Annotated in this window: 19 protein-coding genes; 6 read left to right on the top strand and 13 right to left on the bottom strand. The window is 35.7% G+C overall.

What is annotated here, in order from left to right:
* Nucleotides 1-75 precede the first annotated feature (75 nt).
* From N0B16_RS02925 to N0B16_RS02895, 7 genes are all read right to left on the bottom strand, one after another.
* Nucleotides 76-1,476, bottom strand: coding sequence for an MFS transporter (locus N0B16_RS02925; protein ID WP_262989227.1), 1,401 nt, complete (start codon nucleotides 1,474-1,476; stop codon nucleotides 76-78).
* Nucleotide 1,477: 1 nt separating this feature from the next.
* Complete coding sequence (locus N0B16_RS02920; protein ID WP_262989226.1) at nucleotides 1,478-1,996, bottom strand: nuclear transport factor 2 family protein; 519 nt, start codon at nucleotides 1,994-1,996, stop codon at nucleotides 1,478-1,480.
* Between the two features lie 65 nt (nucleotides 1,997-2,061).
* Complete coding sequence (locus N0B16_RS02915; protein ID WP_262989225.1) at nucleotides 2,062-3,915, bottom strand: glycoside hydrolase family 13 protein; 1,854 nt, start codon at nucleotides 3,913-3,915, stop codon at nucleotides 2,062-2,064.
* Between the two features lie 65 nt (nucleotides 3,916-3,980).
* Nucleotides 3,981-6,140, bottom strand: coding sequence for a glycoside hydrolase family 97 protein (locus N0B16_RS02910; protein WP_262989224.1), 2,160 nt, complete (start codon nucleotides 6,138-6,140; stop codon nucleotides 3,981-3,983).
* A 76-nt stretch (nucleotides 6,141-6,216) separates the two neighbouring features.
* Nucleotides 6,217-7,329 (bottom strand): SusE domain-containing protein, encoded by a 1,113-nt coding sequence (locus tag N0B16_RS02905; RefSeq protein ID WP_262989223.1) that lies wholly within the window; start codon nucleotides 7,327-7,329, stop codon nucleotides 6,217-6,219.
* Between the two features lie 16 nt (nucleotides 7,330-7,345).
* Complete coding sequence (locus N0B16_RS02900; protein WP_262989222.1) at nucleotides 7,346-8,905, bottom strand: RagB/SusD family nutrient uptake outer membrane protein; 1,560 nt, start codon at nucleotides 8,903-8,905, stop codon at nucleotides 7,346-7,348.
* Between the two features lie 12 nt (nucleotides 8,906-8,917).
* A complete protein-coding gene (locus N0B16_RS02895; RefSeq protein ID WP_262989221.1) occupies nucleotides 8,918-11,779 on the bottom strand; it encodes a SusC/RagA family TonB-linked outer membrane protein in 2,862 nt (953 codons plus the stop codon).
* A gap of 335 nt (nucleotides 11,780-12,114) precedes the next feature.
* Here N0B16_RS02895 and metG point away from each other — a divergent pair, with 335 nt between their 5' ends.
* Nucleotides 12,115-14,148, top strand: a complete 2,034-nt coding sequence (gene metG / locus N0B16_RS02890) for a methionine--tRNA ligase (RefSeq protein ID WP_262989220.1) — start codon at nucleotides 12,115-12,117, stop codon at nucleotides 14,146-14,148.
* A 204-nt stretch (nucleotides 14,149-14,352) separates the two neighbouring features.
* Here metG and N0B16_RS02885 read toward each other — a convergent pair whose 3' ends face one another.
* Complete coding sequence (locus N0B16_RS02885) at nucleotides 14,353-15,057, bottom strand: class I SAM-dependent methyltransferase (protein WP_262989219.1); 705 nt, start codon at nucleotides 15,055-15,057, stop codon at nucleotides 14,353-14,355.
* A gap of 154 nt (nucleotides 15,058-15,211) precedes the next feature.
* On the opposite strand from N0B16_RS02885, the gene N0B16_RS02880 reads away from it, so the two are divergent.
* From N0B16_RS02880 to N0B16_RS02865, 4 genes are all read left to right on the top strand, one after another.
* On the top strand, nucleotides 15,212-15,673 hold the full coding sequence (locus tag N0B16_RS02880; protein WP_262989218.1) for a DUF6438 domain-containing protein: 462 nt from the start codon (nucleotides 15,212-15,214) through the stop codon (nucleotides 15,671-15,673).
* Between the two features lie 103 nt (nucleotides 15,674-15,776).
* Nucleotides 15,777-16,919: a vWA domain-containing protein gene (locus N0B16_RS02875; protein WP_262989217.1), complete on the top strand. Its 1,143-nt coding sequence runs from the start codon at nucleotides 15,777-15,779 to the stop codon at nucleotides 16,917-16,919.
* Between the two features lie 529 nt (nucleotides 16,920-17,448).
* Nucleotides 17,449-18,903 (top strand): sigma 54-interacting transcriptional regulator, encoded by a 1,455-nt coding sequence (locus N0B16_RS02870; RefSeq protein ID WP_262989215.1) that lies wholly within the window; start codon nucleotides 17,449-17,451, stop codon nucleotides 18,901-18,903.
* A 109-nt stretch (nucleotides 18,904-19,012) separates the two neighbouring features.
* Complete coding sequence (locus N0B16_RS02865) at nucleotides 19,013-19,483, top strand: Mpo1 family 2-hydroxy fatty acid dioxygenase (RefSeq protein WP_262989214.1); 471 nt, start codon at nucleotides 19,013-19,015, stop codon at nucleotides 19,481-19,483.
* Here N0B16_RS02865 and N0B16_RS02860 read toward each other — a convergent pair.
* The 5 genes from N0B16_RS02860 to dnaA form a co-directional block, all read right to left on the bottom strand.
* On the bottom strand, nucleotides 19,480-20,547 hold the full coding sequence (locus tag N0B16_RS02860; RefSeq protein WP_262989213.1) for a DUF2891 domain-containing protein: 1,068 nt from the start codon (nucleotides 20,545-20,547) through the stop codon (nucleotides 19,480-19,482). The two genes, N0B16_RS02865 and N0B16_RS02860, sit on opposite strands and share 4 nt — an antisense overlap.
* A 101-nt stretch (nucleotides 20,548-20,648) precedes the next feature.
* The gene (locus tag N0B16_RS02855; RefSeq protein WP_262989212.1) at nucleotides 20,649-21,026 is read right to left on the bottom strand and encodes a hypothetical protein; all 378 of its coding nucleotides are present in this window, start codon (nucleotides 21,024-21,026) and stop codon (nucleotides 20,649-20,651) included.
* Nucleotides 21,027-21,125: 99 nt separating this feature from the next.
* The gene (locus N0B16_RS02850) at nucleotides 21,126-21,824 is read right to left on the bottom strand and encodes an SAM-dependent methyltransferase (RefSeq protein ID WP_262989211.1); all 699 of its coding nucleotides are present in this window, start codon (nucleotides 21,822-21,824) and stop codon (nucleotides 21,126-21,128) included.
* Nucleotides 21,825-21,851: 27 nt separating this feature from the next.
* The gene (locus N0B16_RS02845; RefSeq protein ID WP_262989210.1) at nucleotides 21,852-22,307 is read right to left on the bottom strand and encodes a low molecular weight protein-tyrosine-phosphatase; all 456 of its coding nucleotides are present in this window, start codon (nucleotides 22,305-22,307) and stop codon (nucleotides 21,852-21,854) included.
* Nucleotides 22,308-22,418: 111 nt separating this feature from the next.
* Nucleotides 22,419-23,873 carry a chromosomal replication initiator protein DnaA gene (dnaA, locus tag N0B16_RS02840; RefSeq protein ID WP_262989209.1) on the bottom strand — a complete coding sequence of 485 codons (1,455 nt, stop codon included), beginning with the start codon at nucleotides 23,871-23,873 and terminating at the stop codon, nucleotides 22,419-22,421.
* A 134-nt stretch (nucleotides 23,874-24,007) separates the two neighbouring features.
* Here dnaA and N0B16_RS02835 point away from each other — a divergent pair, with 134 nt between their 5' ends.
* Nucleotides 24,008-24,415: an acyl-CoA thioesterase gene (locus tag N0B16_RS02835; protein WP_262989208.1), complete on the top strand. Its 408-nt coding sequence runs from the start codon at nucleotides 24,008-24,010 to the stop codon at nucleotides 24,413-24,415.
* Nucleotide 24,416: the final 1 nt, after the last annotated feature.

Here is a 24,416-nt window from a genome sequence, read left to right as displayed (position 1 = left end):
CATTATTTAATTACATTTTAATAACAAAAGCAGGCTTACTCCCTGCTTTTGTTGATTCTTATAACATTATATTGTTTAAAAATGCACCTGCTGAATTTCTTCTTTGATTTCTTCAGGCGTTTCAGGATGAGATTTAACAAAAATCATCGTTAAAACCGCTGCAATCAGCATACAGACTCCTCCCACAACGACATAATCCATTGCCTGTTTTCCAAACATGCCACTTACGATAGGGCCTCCAAAAAGCCCGTTGAGGATTTGTGGAATCACAATGAAAAAATTAAAAATACCCATATAAACGCCCATTTTTCTTTGCGGAATCGTATCGATAAGCATTGCATAAGGCATTGCTAAAATACTTGCCCAGGCAAAACCTAACCCTACCATAGAAATCCAAAGATTATTGACATCTTTAATAAAATACATCGAAATCAAACCAAAGCCACCGCAAACCAAAGCCAATGCATGCGTCTGTTTTTTCCCTATAAATTTGGCTATTGGAGTTAAGGCAAAAGCAAAGAAAATCGCGTACAGATTATATCTTCCAAATAAATGCCCCGTCAAATCGCCTGCTTTATTAAACTGCACAGAATGTGTATCGTCAGCAGACAGCCCGAAATGATGAGTGGCCAATGCACTTGTTGTAAAAACCCACATTGTAAATAAGGCAAACCAGGAAAAGAACTGCACAATTCCTAATTTCTTCATCTGTATTGGTGCATTCTTGAAATCTTTAAAAATATCTGAGAATTTTGATTCATTTTTTACAATAGGTTTTCCGCCTTCAAAGGATGCAAATTCTTCCGGTGAATATTCTTTAGTGGTGATCATAGTATATACAATAGATATAATCAAGACTGCTGCACCGATATAAAAAGCGTAAATCACATTATCTGCCACAAAACCTTCCGGGGCAGCATTTGAAATTCCCATTTTCGTAAGCCAGTTGGGTAATTCGGAGCCGATTACCGCACCGATTCCGATCAGAATCGTCTGAACGGAAAAACCTATCGTTGCCTGATGTTTCGGAAGCATGTCTCCCACCAATGCGCGAAAGGGTTCCATAGCGACATTTATAGAAGCATCCATCATGGCTAAAAATATCACTGCTAAAACAAGAACATTTGCCGCCATCATCTGTGTTGCTGAAGCTGCATTAGGCAACATTACCAAACCGATTGCGCATAGAACAGCGCCGATTAAAAAATACGGTTTTCTTCTTCCGAGCGGGCTCCACGTATTATCTCCCATGTGACCGATAATGGGCTGAACAATGAGTCCGGTGATGGGTGCAACCAGCCAAAACCATGACAATTCATGAACGTCTGCTCCGAAATTGGCCAAGATCCTGCTTGCGTTTCCGTTTTGTAAACCGAAAGCCATTTGGATTCCCAGAAAACCCATGCTCATATTGATAATCTGAGTCATGGATAGATTTGGTTTTATCTTTTTTGAAAAAGTACTGTGAGAATTCATTTTATTTTTGTGTTTTTAATTTTTGTATCAAGAGATCTTCAATAGCTGTTTTTTCAGCAACTACCTTATCTACGACGTCATTCGGAACGGTTACTGAAAGAACATATTGCCTCACCTTCCAGGTTCCGTTTATTTTTTCGACCACTCCGGAACCACGGCAGATTTTCATTTGGGTATCCAATAATTCATCAAACCAGGCCAGTTTTCCATCTTTGCTGAAAAAGACATTTCTTTTCAGAGAAGTGAAGTTCCAGGTTTTCTTTTTATCGAAATAGGGTTTTGCCCAAACCATGAATTCTTTTTTGTTCCAGACTTCTGTGGCATCTGTGCCTATAAATGTAGATTCGTCAGCAAAATAATTAAAGTAGGTGGCAAAATCTGATTTTGCCGCTGCCGCATTAAAGCCATCCAGCATTTTACCGATTTCAACTTTTTCTTTAGCCAATTTTGCCTGGGCCGAGATTGTGGTAAAACCCAATACAAGCAGCATGAAGGTAAAAAGTAATGCCGTTTTTTTCATATTAAATTATTTTAATAAACCTAACAGGTTTTTGAAACCTGTTAGGTTTCGTTATCAATTCAAAATTACTTATTCAATTCTATAATCCATGCGGTTTTTGCAGGTACCGATAATGTATTTTCTAAAGAAATTTCTTTGTCTGAAATAATATCTTTTCCTTTGGTAAAGCTTTTAAGACCTTCTGAGAATCTTTTCAAATTCAAAACCTGAGCTTCTGGGTTATTGTTGATTATGGTCATTACCCTTTCTGTATCATTATATCTGAAGTAGACGTAAACATTATTATCAGGGACGTAATGCAAAGTTTTTCCGGTATGAATAACTTCTTTAGATTTACGCCAGTTCAGTAATTTTTTAGTAAAATCAAAATACTGATTCTGAGTTTCAGTTCTTCCTGATTTTACAAAAGCATTGTTGGAATCGCCTTTCCAGCCTCCTGGAAAATCACGGCGGATATCTCCGTCTCCTTTTCCTTTATCTCCTGCCATACCGATCTCTGAACCATAATACAACTGAGGAATTCCCCGAACGGTCAAAATAAGAGACATTGCTAATCTATAATCTTCAATTTTCGGATAAGACTGATTGAATCTTTGGGTATCGTGATTTTCGGCAAATACCAGAATATTATTAATGTTGGGATACAGAAAATCATTGGCAAAATTATCATATACTCTCTGCATCCCGGAATCCCACCCGGAATTTTCTTTAAAGACCTGACCGATAGCATCGTGCAGGGTAAAATCCATTACGGATGGCAGATAAGAGTTGTAGTTTTCTATTGCCGAAATTTTGCTGTCTTTTTGCCAATATGACATTTGCGCCTGATCATGCATCCATACTTCACCTACAATATTGAGGTTCGGGTATTCGTCAGTGATTCTCTTCGTCCATTCTGCAATGCCTTTCTTGTCGTTGTAAGAATACGTATCTACACGCAATCCGTCTAAACCTGCATATTCTGTCCACCAGATCGCATTCTGAGCCATATAATTAACAACCAATGGATTGCTTTGGTTCATATCGGGCATTGTAGTGTCAAACCATCCATCCATACAGTTTTCTGCATCTATTTTTGCGGCGTTGGTATCAAACTGTGCCGTCATTCTGTAATTGCTTCTTTTGAACCCTTTTTCTCCGTCTTTCCAATAATGAATCCAGTCTTTCGAAGGCATATCTTTGATGAGCCAGCTTTGAGAGCCCCAATGATTGGTGACATAATCCATAATAAGCTTCATGTCCCGCTGATGGAGCTCACCTGCCAATCTTTTATAATCTTCATTGGTTCCATAACGCGGGTCAATTTTGTAATAATCACTCTGGGCATAGCCGTGATAAGAATAAGCCGGCTCATTATCTTCCAGCAATGGGGTATTCCAAAGCGCGGTAACGCCCATTTCTTTAAGATAATCCAAGTTTTTGATAATTCCTTCAATATCGCCTCCATGACGCCCTCCAGGATTTTTACGGTCTGATTTTTCAGCCGTATCATTGGTATTGTCATTGGATGGATTTCCGTTGGCAAAACGATCGGGCATCAGTAAATACATGACATCTTTTGAGGTAAAAGAACTTCGGTTTGCGGAGTTCGCTTCCCTCTGTTTCAATTCATAGGTATAAGAATCTATATTCTTGTTGCCTTTTTTAATATTGATCTTAAATTTTGAAACGCCAATTTCTTTTGTATTAATTGTCACAAATACATAGTTCGGATTTTCAACTTTTTGAATATTTTTAATCTGAATGCCATCTGAAAGCTCAATTTCGTTGTTGGCAATATCTTTTCCGTAGACTAAAATCTGGAGTTCGGGATTTTTCATTCCTTTCCACCAGAAAGCGGGCTCTATTTTATCTAATGGTTTTTGAGAAAATGCGATAGCTGCTACGGAAAGTGAAAGAATAGTGTATATTTTTTTCATCATTATTGTTTTAAAAAACCTTACAGGATATTCACCTGTAAGGCTCAATTTTTAATTCAATTTAATTATTGTACGGGTTTAATAGAAATCGCAAATCCGCCACTTCTTGCCATTTTAAAATTAATTTTGGATTTGCGCGTAATCTGCTTTTTATAAATATGATAGCTTTGAGGATTATCAATATAATCGGCATCTTTTCCGTCTTCATAGATGGTTGCCTCATATTTTTTATTTTTATCAAGGAAAGAAAAATCGACACTGTAATCACGTTTATTTTCATCTGTAATTCCGCCTACAAACCAATTTTCAGTACCTTTTGCTTTTCTAGCGGTAATGACATAATCTCCTGGCTCTGCAGATAAGATTTGAGTATCGTCCCAATCTGCCGCAACATCCTTGATAAACTGGAAGGCATCCATATGTTTTTTATAGTTTTCCGGTAAGTCTGCAGCCATCTGAAGCGGCATGTACATCGTAACATATAGTGCCAGTTGTTTTGCCAAAGTAGTTTTCACAAAACGCTTATCTCCCGGGAAATAGTAATCTAATTTGGTCTGAAAAATTCCAGGAGTATAATCCATAGGACCTCCCATCCATCTTGTAAATGGCAGAATGGTCTGATGATCCGGATTGTTTCCTCCAAAAGCTTCGTATTCCGTACCGCGGGCTGCTTCTGCGGAAATGTAATTTGGATAGGTCCGGCTTTCTCCGGTAGGACGTACCGATTCATGGGAATTGACCATGATTTTATATTCATTGGCTTTCTCTGCAATCCGGTAATAGTGATTGATCGTCCATTGTGAATAATGATGCTCCCCTCTTGGGATCATATCTCCTACGTAACCGGTTTTTACGGCATCATACCCGTATTTATTCATCAGCTGAAACGCTTTGTCGGCCCATCTTTCATAATTGGTGGCCGACCCGGAAGTTTCGTGATGCATGATGAGCTTGATGCCTTTGGAATGAGCATATTCATTCAACATTTTAATATCAAAATCCGGATAAGGAGTAATAAAATCAAAGACATATTCTTTTGAATGACCAAACCAGTCTTCCCAACCGATATTCCAGCCTTCGATCAGCAATCCCTGAAATCCGTTTTCGGAAGCAAAATCAATATATTCTTTAACTTTTGTATTATTGGCGGCATGTTTTCCGTTGGGGGTCAGTTTTGAAAAATCCGTCTGTCCTAAACGAACATTAGATTCCGGCTGTCCGTAAGCCCATTGCGATTTTCCGATGATCATTTCCCACCAAACGCCCATATATTTTGTGGGATGAATGTAGGAAGTATCTGTATATTTTGTAGGCTCATTCAGATTAAAAATCATTTTTGACGCCATCACTTCTTCAGCTTTAGGAGCTACGATAATGGTTCTCCATGGCGTGACAGAAGGGGTTTGAATGTATCCTTTAGCACCCTGTCTGTCGGCGGTTAAATGTGTTTTCAATTTAAAATTCTGTGCGTCAACTTCTAAGTGTGAAGCAGGATAATCTAAAACTGCGGCTTCTGCAATATTGACATATAAAGGTTCTTTTCCTTCTTTTTTCAACATCAATGGCGACTGTACCGCATTTTTTATTAAAGTCTGTGAGGCATTTCCGTCAAAAGCTTTGTCCCATCTTCCCGGAATTTCAGAAATTTTTGTCTGTTGGTATTGGTATTCCTGGGAATCATAATCTGCTACCATCCACCATGCTTTCATATCTGTCGGAAAATCAATTTCAGAATCTTCTTCACGGATGGTGAAATAATTGAGGTTTTTCTGTTGTGGGAATTCATATCTGAATCCTAAACCGTCATTAAACAATCTGAATTTTACAATAATATTTCTTTCGGTCGCAGCCTGATTGAGGGTAACCGCCAATTCGTTATAATTATTGATATAATTTTTTTTCTCACCCAGAACCGGCTGCCATTTTTCATTTTTGGAATCTCTTTGTTCTTGCGTTTTTGTAAAACCGTTGTTCAGATCAAATTTTACGTCTTCCGGTTTTGCAATTTCTGAAGCAAATTTGATGGAAGTGTCTTTAAAAAGCCTTAAACCAAGTTTAGAATCTTCAACAACAGTATTTCCATTATATTTCAGATTGTAATAAGGCACTCCCTGCTTGAGCTGAAAACTCATTTCAAATTTCCCATCGGGTGATTTTAAAGATTGGGCATTTAATCCTACAAACATCATTGAGAGCAAAAATGCTCCAACCGTAATTTTCTTCATGATAACTATTTATAAGTTTTAAAAATAAAAAAACTGCTGCTGAAAAGCAACAGTTTAGTGTATAAATTACATTGTTTTATAATTTTGTAACTGTTAATTTGTAATATGCAGAATTATGTAAATCTAATTCTATCTTATAATTACCAGCAGTAGAAACTTTATATGATGAATCTCCAGTCACTGTACCTTCTGTATTCATATATGTTTGAACCCCTGTTCCTGAAGTTAATGTCTGATCTGCACTTGCGGGCTGGAATTTTAAAACCCAATCATCGTTTGCTCTGAATTTAAATACTCCCGTATTATTTAAAGCAATAGAATTAATTATATATGTTTTTGTTGTAGGATTATAAATAAAATTGGTATCTGATCCCCAACCTGTTGGAGTCGCATCACCAATAACACCAAAATCGGCTTTGATTGATGAGTATATATTTGCTGCCCAATCAACGTTAACATAGTAAGCTCCTGCTGATACAGCTTTAACGTTTTGCTCTCCTGTTTCCACTAATTTTCCAGTAAAAGTTCCATCATCACCTTTATCTCCTGCCCAGTCCTGATTGATGGTAAATTTATATTCACTATTAGGATTGGCTATGTAAATAAATCCTCTGTATTTATTGTCTTTCGCAGGTGAAAACAAATTCGGAGCATTATTTGGAGTCCAATCTGCATAACCTGCGGCTCCGGCGTATCCACCAGGAACATTTATTTTAGGGAAAATCAAATCAGGGTTAGGAGTGTACCCTGTCATATCAACTTTTATTGCATTTGAATATATGAAAGTGCTGCTGTTTAAGCTTGATTTTAATCTTATTTCAATAGATTTAGCAACATTTGGAGAGACATTTAGTGATGCTAAAATATTATTTAGTTCAAGATGTGTTAATGAAAATGTTTTTTGCTCTAAAGAAACTTCTTTTGTTATACTAGGAGTAAAATTAGTTCCAGAAATACCAAACTCTACTGTATTGGTAAATGCTACACTTGGATTAAATGTAGGATTTGAATAAGTGAATGTTAAGGCATTCTGTGAAGCTATAGTTTCATTTAAAACCACAGATGTTTTGTCTGCTGAAAGTGTACTTTGTGAAGTATTATTTAAGGTAGTTTTGTCCTCTTCTTCAGCACAAGAAATAATAAAAAGACCTATTATTCCTACTAGAAATATTTTAAATATATTTTTCATTCTAAATTATTTAATGTTAATAACCTGTGTTTTGTGTTAAATTCGAATTTGCCTGTAAAGCAGTACTTGGAATTGGGAACACTTTATAATTATCCGAAATAGAAGTTCCGTTTTTCACGCCACCTTTCCATGGCCATAAATATGCAGAACCTGTAAACTTATTAAATCTGATAAGATCTTGTCTTCTCATTCCTTCAAAATTTAGTTCGCGTGCTCTTTCATCTAAAACTGCATCTAAAGTAATTGAAGTTAGAGAAGTAGCTCCAGCTCTTGATCTAACCAGATTAACATACGTTAAACCTTGTGGAACCGTAGTTCCTGCTGCTCCTCTTAATGCACATTCGGCATACATTAGATAAACATCTGCAAGCCTAAAAAGTGGGAAATCTGTAGATGAATAATCTGTTGCACCGCCGACCCCATTAGAATCTTTATTCCAAAATTTATCTGATGGTAAACCATCGGTCCATGCTTTATAATCGTTCATTTCCCAATTATGGCCTTGAGTCCAAAATAATTTTGCTCTTTTATCGGTTGTTGTCTGAAGATCTGCAATGCTATTTCCAAATAATCCATACCATGCTTTAGTGGCTCTATGACCGGCCCATCCTTGTTTGGTTCCAAAGTCTGCAGGAACCATTGTATCGGTACTTACACTTCCATTTACTAGATATGTAGTATTTCCAAAACTCTGACTTGAGACCGCATCTGCTAATAATGGGAAAATGATTTCTTTAGAAGTATTATTATCTGATGAAAAGTTCTTTCTCACATTTGATTCCAGCTGAAACCCTCCTTCAGTAATAATTTTATTAATATAAACTGCTGCATCGTTATATCTTGCTGTACCGGTGTAGACTTCTGCATTTAAATAAAGTTTTGCAAGCAACATTCTCGCACAGGACTTATTGGCTCTTCCATATGAATTTGTCACTGGTAAAGTGGATTCTATCGCTAACAATTCACTTTCAACAAAGTTAAATAATTCTTTTCTTGAAGATTCCGGTAAAGGTGCTGTAGTATTAAAATTGTCATTGGTAATTAAAGCACCTTTTCCAAAAAAGTCAATCAGATAATAATAAGACAAAGATCTTAAAAATCTTAATTCATCTACAACCTGATCCTTTTTGGCATAATTTACTTTATCACTTTTCATGATAAGAATCAAATTTGTTGCCTGAGGAATGGTGTAATAAATTCGATCATATACATATTTGAAAAACTTATTGTTTGATGTCCAGTTGGAAGATGTTGTTAATTGATCTAACCCATTATCACCCCATCTGTTTTTCATATCATCTGCAGTAAAATCCTGAAGATTTACAAGTCCTCTTACAAATGGAGATTCTCCCGGATCTGCACCAATTATATCTGATTTATCGGGACCTTCAACACTTGAAAGTGCGAAACTGGCATATAATCTTGATAGAAGGCCTTCAACAGCATTAGGATCAGCTGCCAATAGGTTTTCTAGAGTCTGTTCCACTTTTGGTTCAGTATCCAGATCATTTATACAAGCTGTATTAATGGCTAGAAACGTCATTAAAGCAACAATTTTGTATTTAGTATTTTTCATAATTTGTTTTTATTAGAAGTTAAAATTAAATCCAATAGTATAGGTTCTAGGTCTCGGATAAAAATTATTATCTATACCGTTAAAGTTTTCAGGATCTTGTCCCGTATAATTAGTCCATGTATATACATTATTTACTGAACCGTATATTCTGACATTTGTGCTACCAAACATATTTTTGATCATGTATCCTACCGTAACGTTATCAAACTTTAAGAATGATGCATCTTCGAGAAAATAATCAGAGAAATAAATGTTATCTGAAATTGTAAACGGCGAATCAGCTGTTGAAGCCAATGTATTGTTTAAATTATTTGAATTTTGTGGAACTACATAGCTTTTAAGACCCTGTGCAATTTTTCTTGTATTATACATTAAACCTCCGATCTGACCTCTGAAAGCTGCATTAAAGTCCCAATTTTTATAGCTTAAAGAAGTGCTAAAGCCATACGTCCATCGTGGTCTTATTGCCTTATAATATCTGTCGTTATCATTGATAATTCCATCATTATTTTTATCTACATATACATTATCAAGAGGATTTCCATTGGCATCATAAACCTGCTCAAGAACCCATGCAGAATATGGTTGATTTCCTACTTGATTTCCTGCAATTTTTATTCCTGTACCTACAGGAAGCGTACTATTATCATCGGTAAAACTTACAATATCTCCCAGACTTAGAACCTTTGGATCATTGTAAGCAAAATTACCGGATACAGACCAATTCAATTTTTCATTTTTTACCGGAACTACTGTCAGGTTAAGCTCAACACCCTTATTTTCTAGGGAACCTACATTTTTAGTAAACTGATTGGTTAAACCCTGTCCCGGAGGTAACGGTACCCTAGCTAAAAGATCAGAAGTTTTTCTTTTATAAATATCTACACTTCCAAATATTCTCTCCTGATTAAATAAAGAGAAATCTAAACCAGCATTCCACGTTTCAGTGGTTTCCCATGTAAGACCAGCGTTATAAGGTAAAGCACTGTAAGTTCCTATACCTGGAAAGTATTGGGAATTTGACCCTCCAATTGAAAAATATGGACTGGAAGGATAAAAGCCAGATATTCCCACAATATCAGCATTTCCTGTTTTCCCCCAACCTAATCTTAATTTTAACTCTTTTACGGTATTAGATTCTGTAAAGAAATCTTTATTTACCTTCCACGCAAAACCTACCCCTGGAAAATAGCCCCATCTTTTATCTTTTTGAAATAATGATGATGCATCTGCCCTAAAATTGACCGTAAACAGATATTTGTCATAAAAATCAATATTAGCTCTTCCTAAAAATGACTGCAAATTAAGCACATTATAATATCTGTTATTAGGATTTAATGAACTTCCGGGATTGGGAACTCGTAACCCAGTTTTATCATCATATCGGTACTGATCTTTAAAACCATCATTCTTAAAGTTTTGATATGAATATCCTCCTTGTATCAAAAAATGTGATAAGAAACCGGAATATTTTTTCTCATATACCAAATATGCATCTAAGGTCTGATTGACAATATTCTGAGTTTCAGCATAGTCTCTTCCTGGGCTAAACACATAATCATTAGGAGTTACAGAACTCTGAGGATTTCTGTAAGTTGCAATCGCATTATTAGAATAAATTGTTTCAAGATCTGATTTTGAAGCTTCTAACCCTAAATTCACTATTGCTCTTAAATCCGGTAAAAAGTGAAATTTATAATTCAATTCTGCATTTCCTAAAAATTTATATACCTTTTGAGGAGATTCTCTCTGCATAAGAATAGCTAAAGGATTGCTCTGCCCCTGAATTAAATATTGATTTCCTTTTAATACAATATTCTGATAATATCCTCCAAATCTATTAAAGGGATCACCTGATAAATTAGTTTGTGACTGATAAATAGGCAATGTAGGATTCATATTGAGCGCTCCCCCGATTGCTCCACCATCATCAATAGCATTTAACTTAGAATACAGACCTTTTAAGCTGATATCAATTTTTAAATGATTATCAAATAAGGTAGGAGTTATATTTAATGCAGTTGAATATCTTTCATAATCACTTGTCTTAATAACGCCTTCAGTCCTATTATATCCTATTGATAATCTCGTAGGAATTTTTTTAAATAAGCTTCCTGAAACACTTAAATTATTATCTGACGATACTGAAGTTCTGTAAATTGCTTTTTGCCAATCCGTATCATAAATAGTTCCAGGTACCGTAGGATTTGCAGAGTTTCCTCCTACGCCAAGCAAATAATTATATGCAGGATAGTTTTTACCTATAAAACTGACAAATTCGTCAGCTTTCATCACATCGATATATTTTGTTACCGTACCAATAGAAACATTTGTGTTAAATGATACTTTTAGTTTTCCTCCACCTCTTTTTGTCTTAATGATAATAACACCATTAGATCCCCTATTACCATAAATTGCTGTTGCAGATGCATCTTTTAAAATTGAAAATGATTCAATATCATTAGGATTTATCAAATTTAAAGGATTTCCAACACCAGCAGGATTATTAGTATCTAACGGAACACCATCAATAACAATTAGCGGATTATTGTTTGCACTGAAAGAAGACCCTCCTCTGATTCTAATATTCGGGGCTGAATCCGGAGATCCTCCCGCATTAGTGATTCTCACTCCCGGTGCTTTACCCGTAATTAGTTGATCAGCGGATACAATTGCACCTTTGTTAAATTCTTTTTCGTTAACTGCAGTGACAGATCCTGTCAAATCTGACTTTTTTCTTGTTCCATATCCAATCAACACCACCTCCTCGATTTTCTTCTCCTTGGTTGCAGAGTCATTGGTCTGCGCATGCATAATAGTACTTGCCAGTAAAAATGCAGGTGCAATTTTTAATACCGTTGTAAAATTTCTCACAATATTTGTTTTTTTATATAGTTTTGTTTTTGTAAATAATCCGCTATAACAGCATTGCAATTTAAAAAAAAATTACAATTATCATCATTTTATGTAAAATTTAAATAATTTTATGTAAATTTAACGTTGTAAAACATTTAATTTATTGATTAACAAATTATTACAGTGATTTATTCATTACATAACATTGTGTTAACATGTAGTAAATAATTAAACGTTCGTTTAACCGAATTGATATTTTTTTCTCATCACAGCATTTATCAGCCCTTAAAATCACCGGATTCTGTCAATTTGTTAAATAATCTTTATCTTTACAGCTAAAATTTTACTTTAAAATGTCAAACAGAAAAATGATTACGGCAGCTTTGCCTTACGCAAACGGACCGGTTCATATAGGGCATTTGGCGGGTGTTTACATTCCTGCAGATGTGTATGCAAGATTTCAGAGAAGGTCAGGAAAAGAGGTGGCATTTATCTGCGGATCAGACGAGCACGGAATTCCTATTACCATAAGAGCAAAAAAAGAAGGGGTCACTCCACAGCATATTGTGGATGAGTATCATGAAGTCATCAAAAAATCTTTTTCAGATTTGGGAATTTCTTTTGACGAATATTCACGAACAACGTCTAAAAAACATTATCAGACCAGTCAGGATTTTTTCAGAACGCTTCACGATAAAGGAAAATTTACGGAAGAAGTTTCAGAACAGTATTTCGACGAACAGGCCAATGAATTTTTGGCTGACCGATATATTGTAGGAACCTGCCCGAACTGCGGAAACGAAAATGCTTACGGAGATCAATGTGAAAGATGCGGCTCTACCCTTTCCCCTTCAGAACTCATCAATCCGAAATCGATGCTGAGCGGAAATGTTCCCATTTTAAAAGAAACAAAAAACTGGTATCTCCCTTTAAATGAATACGAAGATTTCTTAAATGAATGGATCATCGAAGGCCATAAAGACGACTGGAAACCCAATGTGTACGGACAGGTAAAATCATGGTTAAACGACGGCTTAAAACCCCGTGCAATGACGAGAGACCTGAATTGGGGCGTTCCCGTTCCGCTTCCGAATGCCGAAGGAAAAGTGCTGTATGTATGGTTTGATGCACCAATAGGATATATCTCTTTTACCAAAGAATGGGCCGCAAAACACGGAAAAGACTGGAAAGATTATTGGCAAAGCGAAGAAAGTGACCTTGTTCATTTTATAGGGAAAGACAATATTGTATTTCATTGTATTATTTTTCCTGCAATGATGAAGGCTCACGGAGATTATATCATGCCGAAAAATGTGCCTGCTTTTGAATTTCTAAATCTGGAGAATGATAAAATTTCCACTTCAAGAAACTGGGCGGTTTGGGCACACGAATATGTGGAGGAATTCCCGGGGCAACAGGATGTGTTGAGATATGCTTTATTATCTTCCGCTCCGGAAACGAAGGATAATAATTTTACCTGGAAGGATTTTCAGACCAAAAATAACTCTGAACTGGTAGGAATTTTCGGAAATTTTATCAACAGAGTGGCTGTTCTGATTCATAAATATTATAACGGAATTGTTCCTCAAGGTGATGTAAATGCGCCTGAATTACAGGAAATTAATAAATCAGCTAAGGAAATTTCAGGATTTTTAGAAAATTATGAATTCAGAAATTCTTTAACGGCTTTAATGAATTTAGCACGCTTCGGAAACCAATACCTTCAGGCTGAAGAACCTTGGAAAACCATTAAAGATAATCCTGAAAAAGCGGCTCAATCTTTATTTGTCGGAGCTCAGATTGCAGTTGGCTTGGCGCAGTTGTGTGAGCCGTTTATGCCATTCAGTTCTGAAAAGCTGTTGAAGATGTTTAATGTTGAAAAAACAGACTGGAGTGCTGTTGAGACAAAATCGGTTCTCATTGAAACCGGTCATCAGATCAATGAATCATCACTTCTTTTTTCAAAAATCGAAGATGATGTGATCGAAGCACAGATTAAGAAATTAGAAAATACAAAACAAAACAATAAAAAAACAAATCCTAACGCCAATCCTATGAAAGAAGAAATCACTTTTGATGATTTTACAAAGATCGATCTGCGAACAGCGACTATTTTAGAAGCTGAAAAAGTGGAAAAAGCAGATAAACTGTTGAAACTGAAGGTGGATACCGGTGTAGATGTAAGAATCGTCGTTTCCGGGATTGCAGAAAGCTTTACGCCTGAAGAAGTAATCGGAAAGCAGGTGATGATTTTATTAAACCTTGCACCAAGAAAAATCAGAGGTATTGAATCTCAGGGAATGTTATTATTGACCACAAAAGCAGACGGAAAATTATCTTTTGTAACGCCTGATGAAACAGTGGAAAATGGTATTGAGATAGGATAACAGTTCAAAAATATAGATAAAGAAAGGCGTACAAATTGTACGCTTTTCATTTGTCATTGCGAGAATTGCAGCGATATTGATAACAAAGTTTAAACTTAAATGCTCTTAAATCTTAATTGAATTTAATGATCAAAAATTTAAACATTAAGAATTATTTAAGTTGTTAAGAATATGAGAGATTACTTCGTTGCTCTCGTGCAATTACTATTTCTTAGTCAGTTTTGCAAGATAAGAATCTTCCTCCTTTAAAACTATTTCAATTTTAAAACCATTGTTTTCCGCAGCATTTTTTAACGTATTGAAGTCAAGGTACAGCCATTTGATCGGGTCTTCAGACTCACCTTTATAATGAACCACATAATCCAGCTCGCCATAATATCCTTCTGCCGGAATATAAACCCCGCCGTCTTCATCGGCGTCGAACATATACAGAATATCAGTGCTGTCAATAAGGATTTGTCCGTTTTTATTTAATAATGAATAAAGCTTTTGAAGATAAATATCAATCACTTTCAAGCTTTGAAAAATTCCGGTTCCGTTCATTAACAGGAGAATCGTATCAAAAGTTTCTCCTGAAAATTCAAGCATATTCTGAGTAACGGCTTTTTTAATTCCTCTCGATTTGCAAACTTCAATGGATTTTGGGGAAATATCCAACGCAGTAACATCCAATTTTCTTTCATCCTGCAGATACAGGGAATGCGAACCGGCTCCTGCTCCGATATCCAAAACTTTTCCGTGAGATAATTTCAAAGCTTTTTGTTCGATGGTATTCATCCCTTCAAAATCCCTGAAAAGATATTCTACCGGAAGTTCATCGAGCTCAGAAATTGAAGTTTCAGTCTGCAGATCTTCATAATTTTCTTTGTAGAAGTAATCCCAGATCGCGCGTCCCATTAAATCTTTCATGCTGAATTGTATTGGGGCAAAGATAGCGGTTTCCTGCTTAAAAATTTATTGTGAATAATGACATTTAAATTTTAAATACTTAAATTTATTATTTGAAACTATAATTGATGAAAAATTCATTTCTAATTTTTATTGTTGCTTTATTAGTGTTTAGATGCACAAACGAAACCCCAAATTTGATAAAGTTATATATAAAACAACTAGCTGTTTTGGAACCCGTCCAACATATTATCTCGAGATTAACAGCGATAGATCTTTTAAACTATTTGCAGAACAAGTTTTTATAAAAAATACATCAATTTTTGCTTTTAAATTGGATTCAGCAAAAATGGGATATTTTAAAGGTCAGTTAGATGATCTCACTTTTCATAATCTGAATTATAAAATACAGAAAATATCTAATCCTAATTACAAATATTATATAAATGAAATTATTATAGACACTCCAAAAGTGACTTTAATTGTACAAAAAGGTGGTGATAAAATCTGCTATGAAACATTTAATCCCCCTTCTGATTTCCAAAATGATATTATTAATTTCTTCAATAAAATATGTTCAGCAAAACTTGAAAAAGGCGATAAGTTTAAAACCGATTATAAATTTGATTGTTTATGATGCTCTTTTTTTAAATAAACATCATAAACAATTTCTATTTCAAGACTCTACTCTATTTACAATATTTCCCTAACTTGTCTATTCTAAAAACGAGATTCATCTCATGACAGATAAACAATTTAATTTTCAACAGGGTTTTACGTTCAACAAGCACATTCCGGAAGAAATATCAAATTTTGACCGGGTTTTTGACGTGTTCAAAGATCTACTGACCCACACTTCCGGTGATATTGAAGAAGCCTTCGAATGGCTCGATATGCTGGATAAAGAATATGATATTTTTACCGATGAATATACACTTGCCGATTTTGAAGAAGATCTCAGAAAACGGGGTTACATTAAAAAAGAAGATGATTCCGAAGACGGAAACACCGGAACCGGAAAAGGCAAAAATATTCTGACTGCCAAACTGGAAGCAGCTTTGCGGGAATATGCGCTCGACCAGATTTTCGGAAAGCTTAAAAAAAGCGGAATCGGAAATCACCGCACCAACAAAACCGGAGTCGGTGACGAACGTGACGGTGAAAACCGCAACTTCCAATATGGCGATGATCTTTCCAGTGTAAATATGACTGAAAGCCTTAAAAACGCACAAATCAACAATGGAATTTCAGATCTTCGGATGACAGAAGATGATCTGATTGTAGAAGAAACCAAGCACAAAGCACAGATGAGCACGGTTTTGATGATCGACATCAGTCACTCGATGATTCTTTACGGTGAAGACCGGATCACGCCCGCCAAAAAGGTCGCGATGGCTTTGGTAGAACTCATCAACCGGAAATACCCGAAAGATTCCATTGATATTATCGTGTTTGGAAATGAAGCCTGGCCGATTAAAATCAAAGACCTACCTTATTTACAGGTTGGCCCCTATCATACCAATACTGTTGCCGGATTAGAATTGGCCATGGATATTCTCCGCAGAAAAAGAAACACCAACAAGCAGATTTTTATGATCACCGACGGTAAGCCAAGTTGTATTCAGCTTCCTACAGGAGAATTTTATATGAACAGCAACGGTTTGGATGAAATGATTGTCACGCAGTGTCTGAACAGAGCGGCACAGGCAAGAAAATTGAAAATCCCGATCACCACGTTTATGATCGCCCAGGATCCTTATTTGCGAAAGTTTGTAGAAGCATTCACCGCACAAAATAAAGGGAAAGCCTTCTTAACAGGACTTTCCGGGTTGGGACAAATGATATTTGAAGACTACGAAAAAAACAGAATTAAAAGAATATAAATAAAGAACCAAGTAAAAAGGTTAAAAGTAACATTATTCTCTGGCAATTACTAATTACCTAACTATTAAAAACATTGAGATCTTTGCTAAGTAAAACGCATTTGCGAACTTAAATAAACAGTTGGTATTAAAAAGAATCTTTGCGGACTTTGCGTTAATAAAATAAATTAAACCTAAAGTATTCGTAAACTTTGCTGAGTGAAACGCCTTTGCGAGCTTAAATAAACAGTTAGTATTAAAAGAATCTTTGCGGACTTTGCGTTAATAAAATAAATTAAACCTAAAGTATTCGTAAACTTTGCTGAGTGAAACGCCTTTGCGAACTTAAATAAACAGTTAGTATTAAAAGAATCTTTGCGGACTTTGCGTTAATAAAATAAATTAAACCTAAAGTTTTCGTAAACTTTGCTGAGTGAAACGCCTTTGCGAACTTAAATAAACAGTTAGTATTAAAAGAATCTTTGCGGACTTTGCGTTAAAAATATATCAGCAAATAATGCAATACAAAAATAATTACATCATTAAACAAATGAAAAACGATACAACATTCAAAGAACTAAAAAAATCAGGATATACCGATAAAACCATTAATCAGGAAATTCAGGCCAATTTAATTGCAAAAATTAAAGCGAAAGAACCTGTATTTGAAGGACTTTGGGGATATGAAGACTCCGTCGTTCCTCAACTGAAGAAAGCAATTCTTGCCGGTCATCACATCAATTTATTAGGATTGCGCGGTCAGGCAAAAACCAGAATCGCAAGAAGCATGGTGAATCTTTTAGACGAATATATGCCGGTTGTAAAAGGTTCCGAGATCAATGACAGCCCTTTTCAGCCGATTTCAAAATTTGCGAGAGATCTTATCGCAGAATTAGGAGATGAAACACCGATTTCCTGGGTGCACCGCTCCAACCGTTTCTTTGAAAAACTGGCCACTCCGGATGTAAACGTTGCCGATTTAATTGGAGACATTGATCCCATCAAAGCAGCCACTTTAAAATTACCCTATTCTGACGAAAGAGTCCTGCATTACGGGATGATTCCCAGAGCCAACCGCTCAATTTTTGTGTTGAACGAATTACCCGATTTACAGGCAAGAATTCAGGTTTCTCTGTTTAATATTCTGCAGGAAGGTGATATTCAGATCCGTGGGTTTCAGCTAAGAATGCCGTTGGATATTCAGTTTGTATTCACAGCCAATCCGGAAGATTATACCAACCGTGGAAGTATTGTAACACCTCTGAAAGACAGAATCGGGTCACAGATTTTTACGCATTATCCGAAAACGATTGCTTTGGCAAAACAGATTACTGAGCAGGAAGCTGCGATTTCTGCTGAAGACCGTTCCCAGATACAGATTCCTGACCTGGCAAAAAATCTTTTGGAAGAAGTGGCTTTCGCAGCACGTGAAAGTGAATATGTAGACGCGAAAAGCGGAGTGAGTGCAAGATTAACCATCAGTGCTATGGAAAACCTGGTTGCTGCGGCAAAACTTCGTCTGATTGAAACCGATACTGAAAAAACCACCGTTCGACTGCTTGATTTTATGTCTGTAATTCCCTCCATCACAGGAAAAATTGAGCTCGTTTATGAAGGGGAACAGGAAGGTGCAGATTACGTAGCGAAAATATTGATCGACAAAGCGGTAATGACCCAGTTTGAAAGCATATTCCCGCGAATCTCAAAATTAGATAAAGAAGGGATCAAAACGCCCTATACTGATCTGATCAAATGGTTTAATAAAAACCAGCTTGAACTTAATTATACCGATACTGATGAGGAATTCTACAAAAAACTGGAACGTATTACTCCATTAACCACCATTGTAGAAGAAAATGCTTCCGGCTTAGGTACAGAAGATCAGAATTTCTGTAAAGAACTGGTTTTATGGGCATTAACGATTAGTAAAAAGTTAGATAAATCTGAAAATTCCACGGCCTACACATTTGATTCTGCAGGGATCGGACAGTTTTTACGAAATTAGATAAAGCAGAATTACAGCTATATGAAAGTGTAAATCCTCAGATTTAGAGAGATTTACACTTTCTTTTTTTCAAAAATTTTATTTAAATTCGTTATTATTAATGTTAACCATGAGAAAAATAGATTTACTTTTTGCAGAGTATGCTGAAAGTCACCGCAATTCAACCAATAAACTCATTCACTGGATCTGTGTACCGTTAATTTTCTGGACTATTTTAGGGTTTATCTCCCTTATTCCTGCACCCCATTTCTGTATTTCATATTTTGGCTGTATGAGTATTGTAAGTCTTATCGCCATTATTCTCGTCAGCATTTTTTACGCAAGGCTTTCCCTGTTAATCAGTTTAATCATGTTTTTTGTGATGCTTCTGATGGAGTATTTTATTTATTCAGTTAACATTCATGTCAGACAATCATGGATTGTTTTTCTTTCAGTGTTTATAATTACCTGGATTTTACAGTTTGTGGGTCATAAAATCGAAGGTAAAAAGCCTTCTTTCCTTAAAGATCTTCAATTCCTTTTGATAGGACCTATCTGGCTTTTAAGTTTCATCCTAAAAAAAGCAGGAATAAAATATTAATCCTCCAGCGCGTAGATGGCAAAACTTGCCAGCCAATGATCACCGCCGTAATTCCCCTGAAACAATAAAGGCAACGCATTTGATAAAAATATATCGGCTGACTTTTGAAAATCTTTTTTCAGCGGGTGACGATCAGGAAGTGATTTTGCAATCCCTTTCATACACCATGCTTTTGAAAAAGAAAGGCCCACCAAATGCACCGTCTGATAATCGCTCAAATCACTCACTACCGGAATTTTACTGATATTCTCAAGGCTTCTTTTTTCGTAAAACCTGTCGAGCCACTGTACAAATTCTTTTTGCGGAAGAACTCTTCGCATAAGATCGGCAATCTCTAAGCTGGGAGAGAAAAAATCTGATCCGTCCGGTTCCAGATAGGCCGGTGTTTTTGTGTTACCAAGATAAAAATATTTTGCCTTTTCGATGAGCTGATTTTCAAAATCATGATCTGCACCTGCTCTTGCCCAATCAAGCGCAAAAGCCATTGCGAAAGCAGTATTGGGATGTACACCGGTTCTGTTAGGATACGTTTGTTTCGGTAAATAGGTTTTCCAGGAATTTAAAATTTTATCAGTAAGCGGTTTCAGATTCTGGTGCCATATTTTGGCTTTCGGATGATTCCAGGTTATGAGTTCTTCGTCCAGTTTTAATATCCATGCCCATCCATACGTTCTTTCGAAAGTAGTGGTTAATTGATATTTTGTAAAATAATCGGCTTCAGCCTGTAATTTTTCTTTCTGGAAAGATTCATCAAGAATATTTTCAATGTCTTTCGCATTAGAAAGGCCCGGTTTTGTTTTTAAAAGCCTTAGCAACATCCAATGCCCATGAACAGAGCTATGCCAGTCGAAACATCCGTAAAAAGTAGGATGTAAATTTTTTGGACTTAAAGAAACTTCATTTTCATTATTAATGATGTGTGCGGTTTTATTCGGGTATTCCTGATTGATGCAATGAAGCGGCTTTTCAGATAATTGTAAAGCCATTTCATCCGTCAGCTTCGGAACTTGCTGGCCTAAAAATAAAACAGGGAAAAATATGATTGCTAAAAGATTGTTTTTCATCTATTAAAAATAAAAAAAATTGATCAATAAATGCTCAACGCACGTCAAGGTAGATACAGACAAAAAAAATCCGCACTTCAGTTGAAATGCGGATTTTATATTTAAGCGTTAAAATGTGTTTTAACCATTTCCAGTACCTGTTCGTCAGACATTTGTTGTGACGATTCCAGAGTAATGTTCAGATCTTTGAACTGAGCTGTATCGTGAAGATAATGTTTGAGTTCTTCCTGAATAGTTCCGGGTCCTGTAATAAAGACTTCCTGCGAATTGGTAAGAAGATGCTCGATTTCTTTAAAGAATTTGGTTTTATTGGTTTGTTCAGCATTATTTCCGGCATTTTCACTTGAGTTCCCATGTTGAATTACTGCTTTTACAGGACTGCATAGAAAAAATTTAAATGCATTTTGCGCATCATGATTTTTTACGACTACAGCTTTATGAGTATCAACCCAAAGTCCTGCTAATTTTTTATCAGACATAATTTATTATTTTAAGTAATACTATAAGTCAATTAGCATGCAAACCGTGAGTTAACAACTGTTAAACTATTGAAAAACAATTTATTTCTAATATTTCTATTATTTTCCCAAAACAAATACGGCAGGAATTTTATGAAGTTCCGGTTTCTTTTTTTGCCAGTCTTTGATTGCTAACGTTTTAATAAATTCATGTTCAGGATCATCAATATTGGCCGCAATGCACAATTTGGTATTGGGCGAAAGAAACTTGCATAAATCTTCAAAAAGAACATTGTTTCGATATGGTGTTTCCATGAAAATCTGTGAATAACCTGTTTTTTGAAGCGTACTTTCAAGATTCAGAATTTGCTTCTTTTTTTCAGTTTTATCAATAGGTAAATAGCCGTTAAACGTAAATTCCTGACCGTTGAAACCGCTTGAAATTAATGCTAGAATGATTGATGATGGCCCGGAAAAAGGAATTACCCTGATGTTTTTTTCGTGACACCATTTTACCACCAAATTTCCCGGATCTGCAATACAAGGAAGACCTGCTTCGGAAAGCAGCCCAAAATCCTGGCCGTTGAGCATCCTGTCCTGAGCTTCTTTGATGTCTGCGTTTTCAGTATATTTATCTAAAACAAAAAGCTTCAGATCAGACTGTTTTTTGTCAGGGGCAAAAAATTTGATGACTTTTCTCGCCGTTTTTTCATTTTCGACAAAAAAATAATCGGTCTGCATGATATATTCTTTCAATATCGGAGAAAAATGACTGACCGGAGTATTTTCTGAAAGGTACGCTGGAAGTAGAAAAAGCATTTTATGATGAATTATTAGGGTGAAGGATTATTGATCATTGATTATTTGTTTAGCAATCAGGGTACAGCCTTGATCGAGAAGCTGAAATACATTTTCGAAATCGCTCATATCGCCCCAATACGGATCTGGAACTTCAGCATTTTCATGATCTCCCAAAACTTCAAGAAATAATGAAATCTTTTGGCGCTGTTCTTCATTTTTAGCTTTTGAAATGACATCCTCGTACACATCAATATCCATACAGTAAATTTTATCAAAACGTTCAAGATCTAAGCTCGTAATGGGTCTTGATCTCTGTTTTGAAATATCAATATGATGATGGGCAGCCGTTTTTATTGCTCTTGGATCCGGATGTTCACCCTCATGCTGCGAAATTGTTCCCGCGGAATCTACAACATGGCCTTCCGTAAGCTTGGTTTCCAGGATACCTTCTGCTAAAGGGCTTCTGCAGATATTTCCCAGGCAAACCATCAGTATTTTCATATCATTTAAATTTGAAATAATTCTTAGAATTTCAATATTTGAATTGACAAAACTAAATAAAAAAATGAAGAATAAAATTATCCTTCATTTATATATTCTACAAATTGATTTTTAATGTTTGATCTTTTCTGTCAGTTCTTTGACATATTTTTTGACTTCCTTATCAATTTTCGAGACATCCTTAATCGTTTCACAGGCATACATCACTGTGGAATGGTCTTTCCCTCCCATTTCTTCACCGATCTTCGTGAATGTCGCGTTGGTAAATTCTTTGGCAAAATACATAGCCAGCTGTCTCGGAAGGGCAATTTCTCTTTTTCTGGTTTTCGATAAAAGCTGCTCTCTTTTGATCCCGAAATAATCGCACACCACTTCCTGAATATAAGGGATATTGATGATTTTTTTCTGATTGGCAGCAATTTTACTGATGGTTTCTTTCAATAATTCAAGGCTGAGATCAGACTTATAAATCGTAGAATACGCAATAACAGAATTGATTACCCCGATAAGCTCTCTTACATTGGTTTTTGCTTCAGCAGCAAGAAAATCAAGCATATCTTCAGTTAAAACAATTCCGTCTCTGCTCAATTTATCAACAATAATCCTTTTACGGGTATCCAGATCCGGAGATTTGATTTCTGCAGAAAGGCCCCATTTGAAACGGGAAACAATTCTGTCCTGAATATCCATAATATCTACAGGTGCTTTATCTGAAGTTAAGATAATCTGCTTTCCATTTTGGTGGAGATAATCAAAAATATGGAAAAAGCTGTCCTGAGTTGCCGATTTTCCTGAAAGAAACTGAATATCATCAATGATTAAAACATCAACCATTTGATAAAAATTGGCAAATTCTGTCTGTTTATGAGCTTTCGCAGAAGAAATAAACTGCTGGATAAATTTTTCTGAAGATAGATAAAGAACTACCTTATCGGGAAACTGATTTTTAACTTCTAATCCTACAGCCTGTCCCAAATGCGTTTTTCCTACTCCATAACCGCCATAGAGAAACAAAGGGTTGAAAGCAGTTGCGCCGGGTCTTTTGGCAATAGATCTCGCTACAGTTGAAGCAAATTTATTGCTTTCTCCTTCTACATAATTATCAAAAGAAAAGTCTGCTTTAAGATTAGAATCAATGTTTACTTTTTTGATTCCCGGAACCACAAACGGATTGACAATGTTGGATGAAAAACCCTGCGGCATGGTTTCCTGCATTTTTGGTGTAGGAACTGTTTTTCCTTTCATATTCATGGTAACGGGCTTTTCTAAACCATTCGGTTTATTTTCCATTACAGAATACCAAAGTTTTACCCCTTTCCCAAAGTTTTTTTTCAGAGCAGCAGAAAGTAACGACAGATAATTATCTTCAATATATTCTTTATAAAAATCACTCGGTACCATTAAAGTAAGATTGTGGTCAACCAGAGAAACCGGCTGTACTTTATCAAACAGTAAATCGAAAGACTTTTCAAGCTTTTTAAGATCAGAATTGTCTTCAGCTGCGTTTAAATTATCTCGCATAAACTGAAGGCATTTCTGCCATATCGTCATTAAATTTTCATTCATTTTTACGCTCTGATTAATTTTATGGTTATTCTTTTTACGGGGAAGACAAAGGTCATCTTTTTTAATTTTAAAAAAAAATTTTGCAGGTATTGATTATTAAAAAATATATTTGTATGTATAATTTAAAACTTAACATGATACACACAACTCACACATTAAGAGTACGTTACGCTGAAACAGACCCTATGAAATACGTCTATTACGGCAACTACGCCGAGTATTTTGAAATTGGCCGCGTGGAACTTTTCAGAAGCATCGGAATATCATATGATGAGATTGAAAGATCCGGAATTTGGCTTCCTGTCTCCGAATACAATATTAAGTATTTAAAACCAGCTCTGTATGATCAAAAATTAGAAATCCACACGTATGTAAAAAAAATCCCGGGAGTACGGATTGAGTTTGAATATGAAATTTATAATGAGCAGAAAGTAAAAATTACGGAAGCTTCCACTACGCTGTTTTTTTTGGATGCTCAAACCAATAGAGTGATCAAATGTCCCCAATTTTTAATGGAACTCATTGAAAAAAACTGGATGTAAT

This window comes from Chryseobacterium gilvum (genome assembly GCF_025628965.1).
GTDB classification, from domain to species: domain Bacteria; phylum Bacteroidota; class Bacteroidia; order Flavobacteriales; family Weeksellaceae; genus Chryseobacterium; species Chryseobacterium gilvum.
Note: the sequence above shows the minus strand (reverse complement) of the source record. Positions and strands in the feature narration are given on the sequence as shown.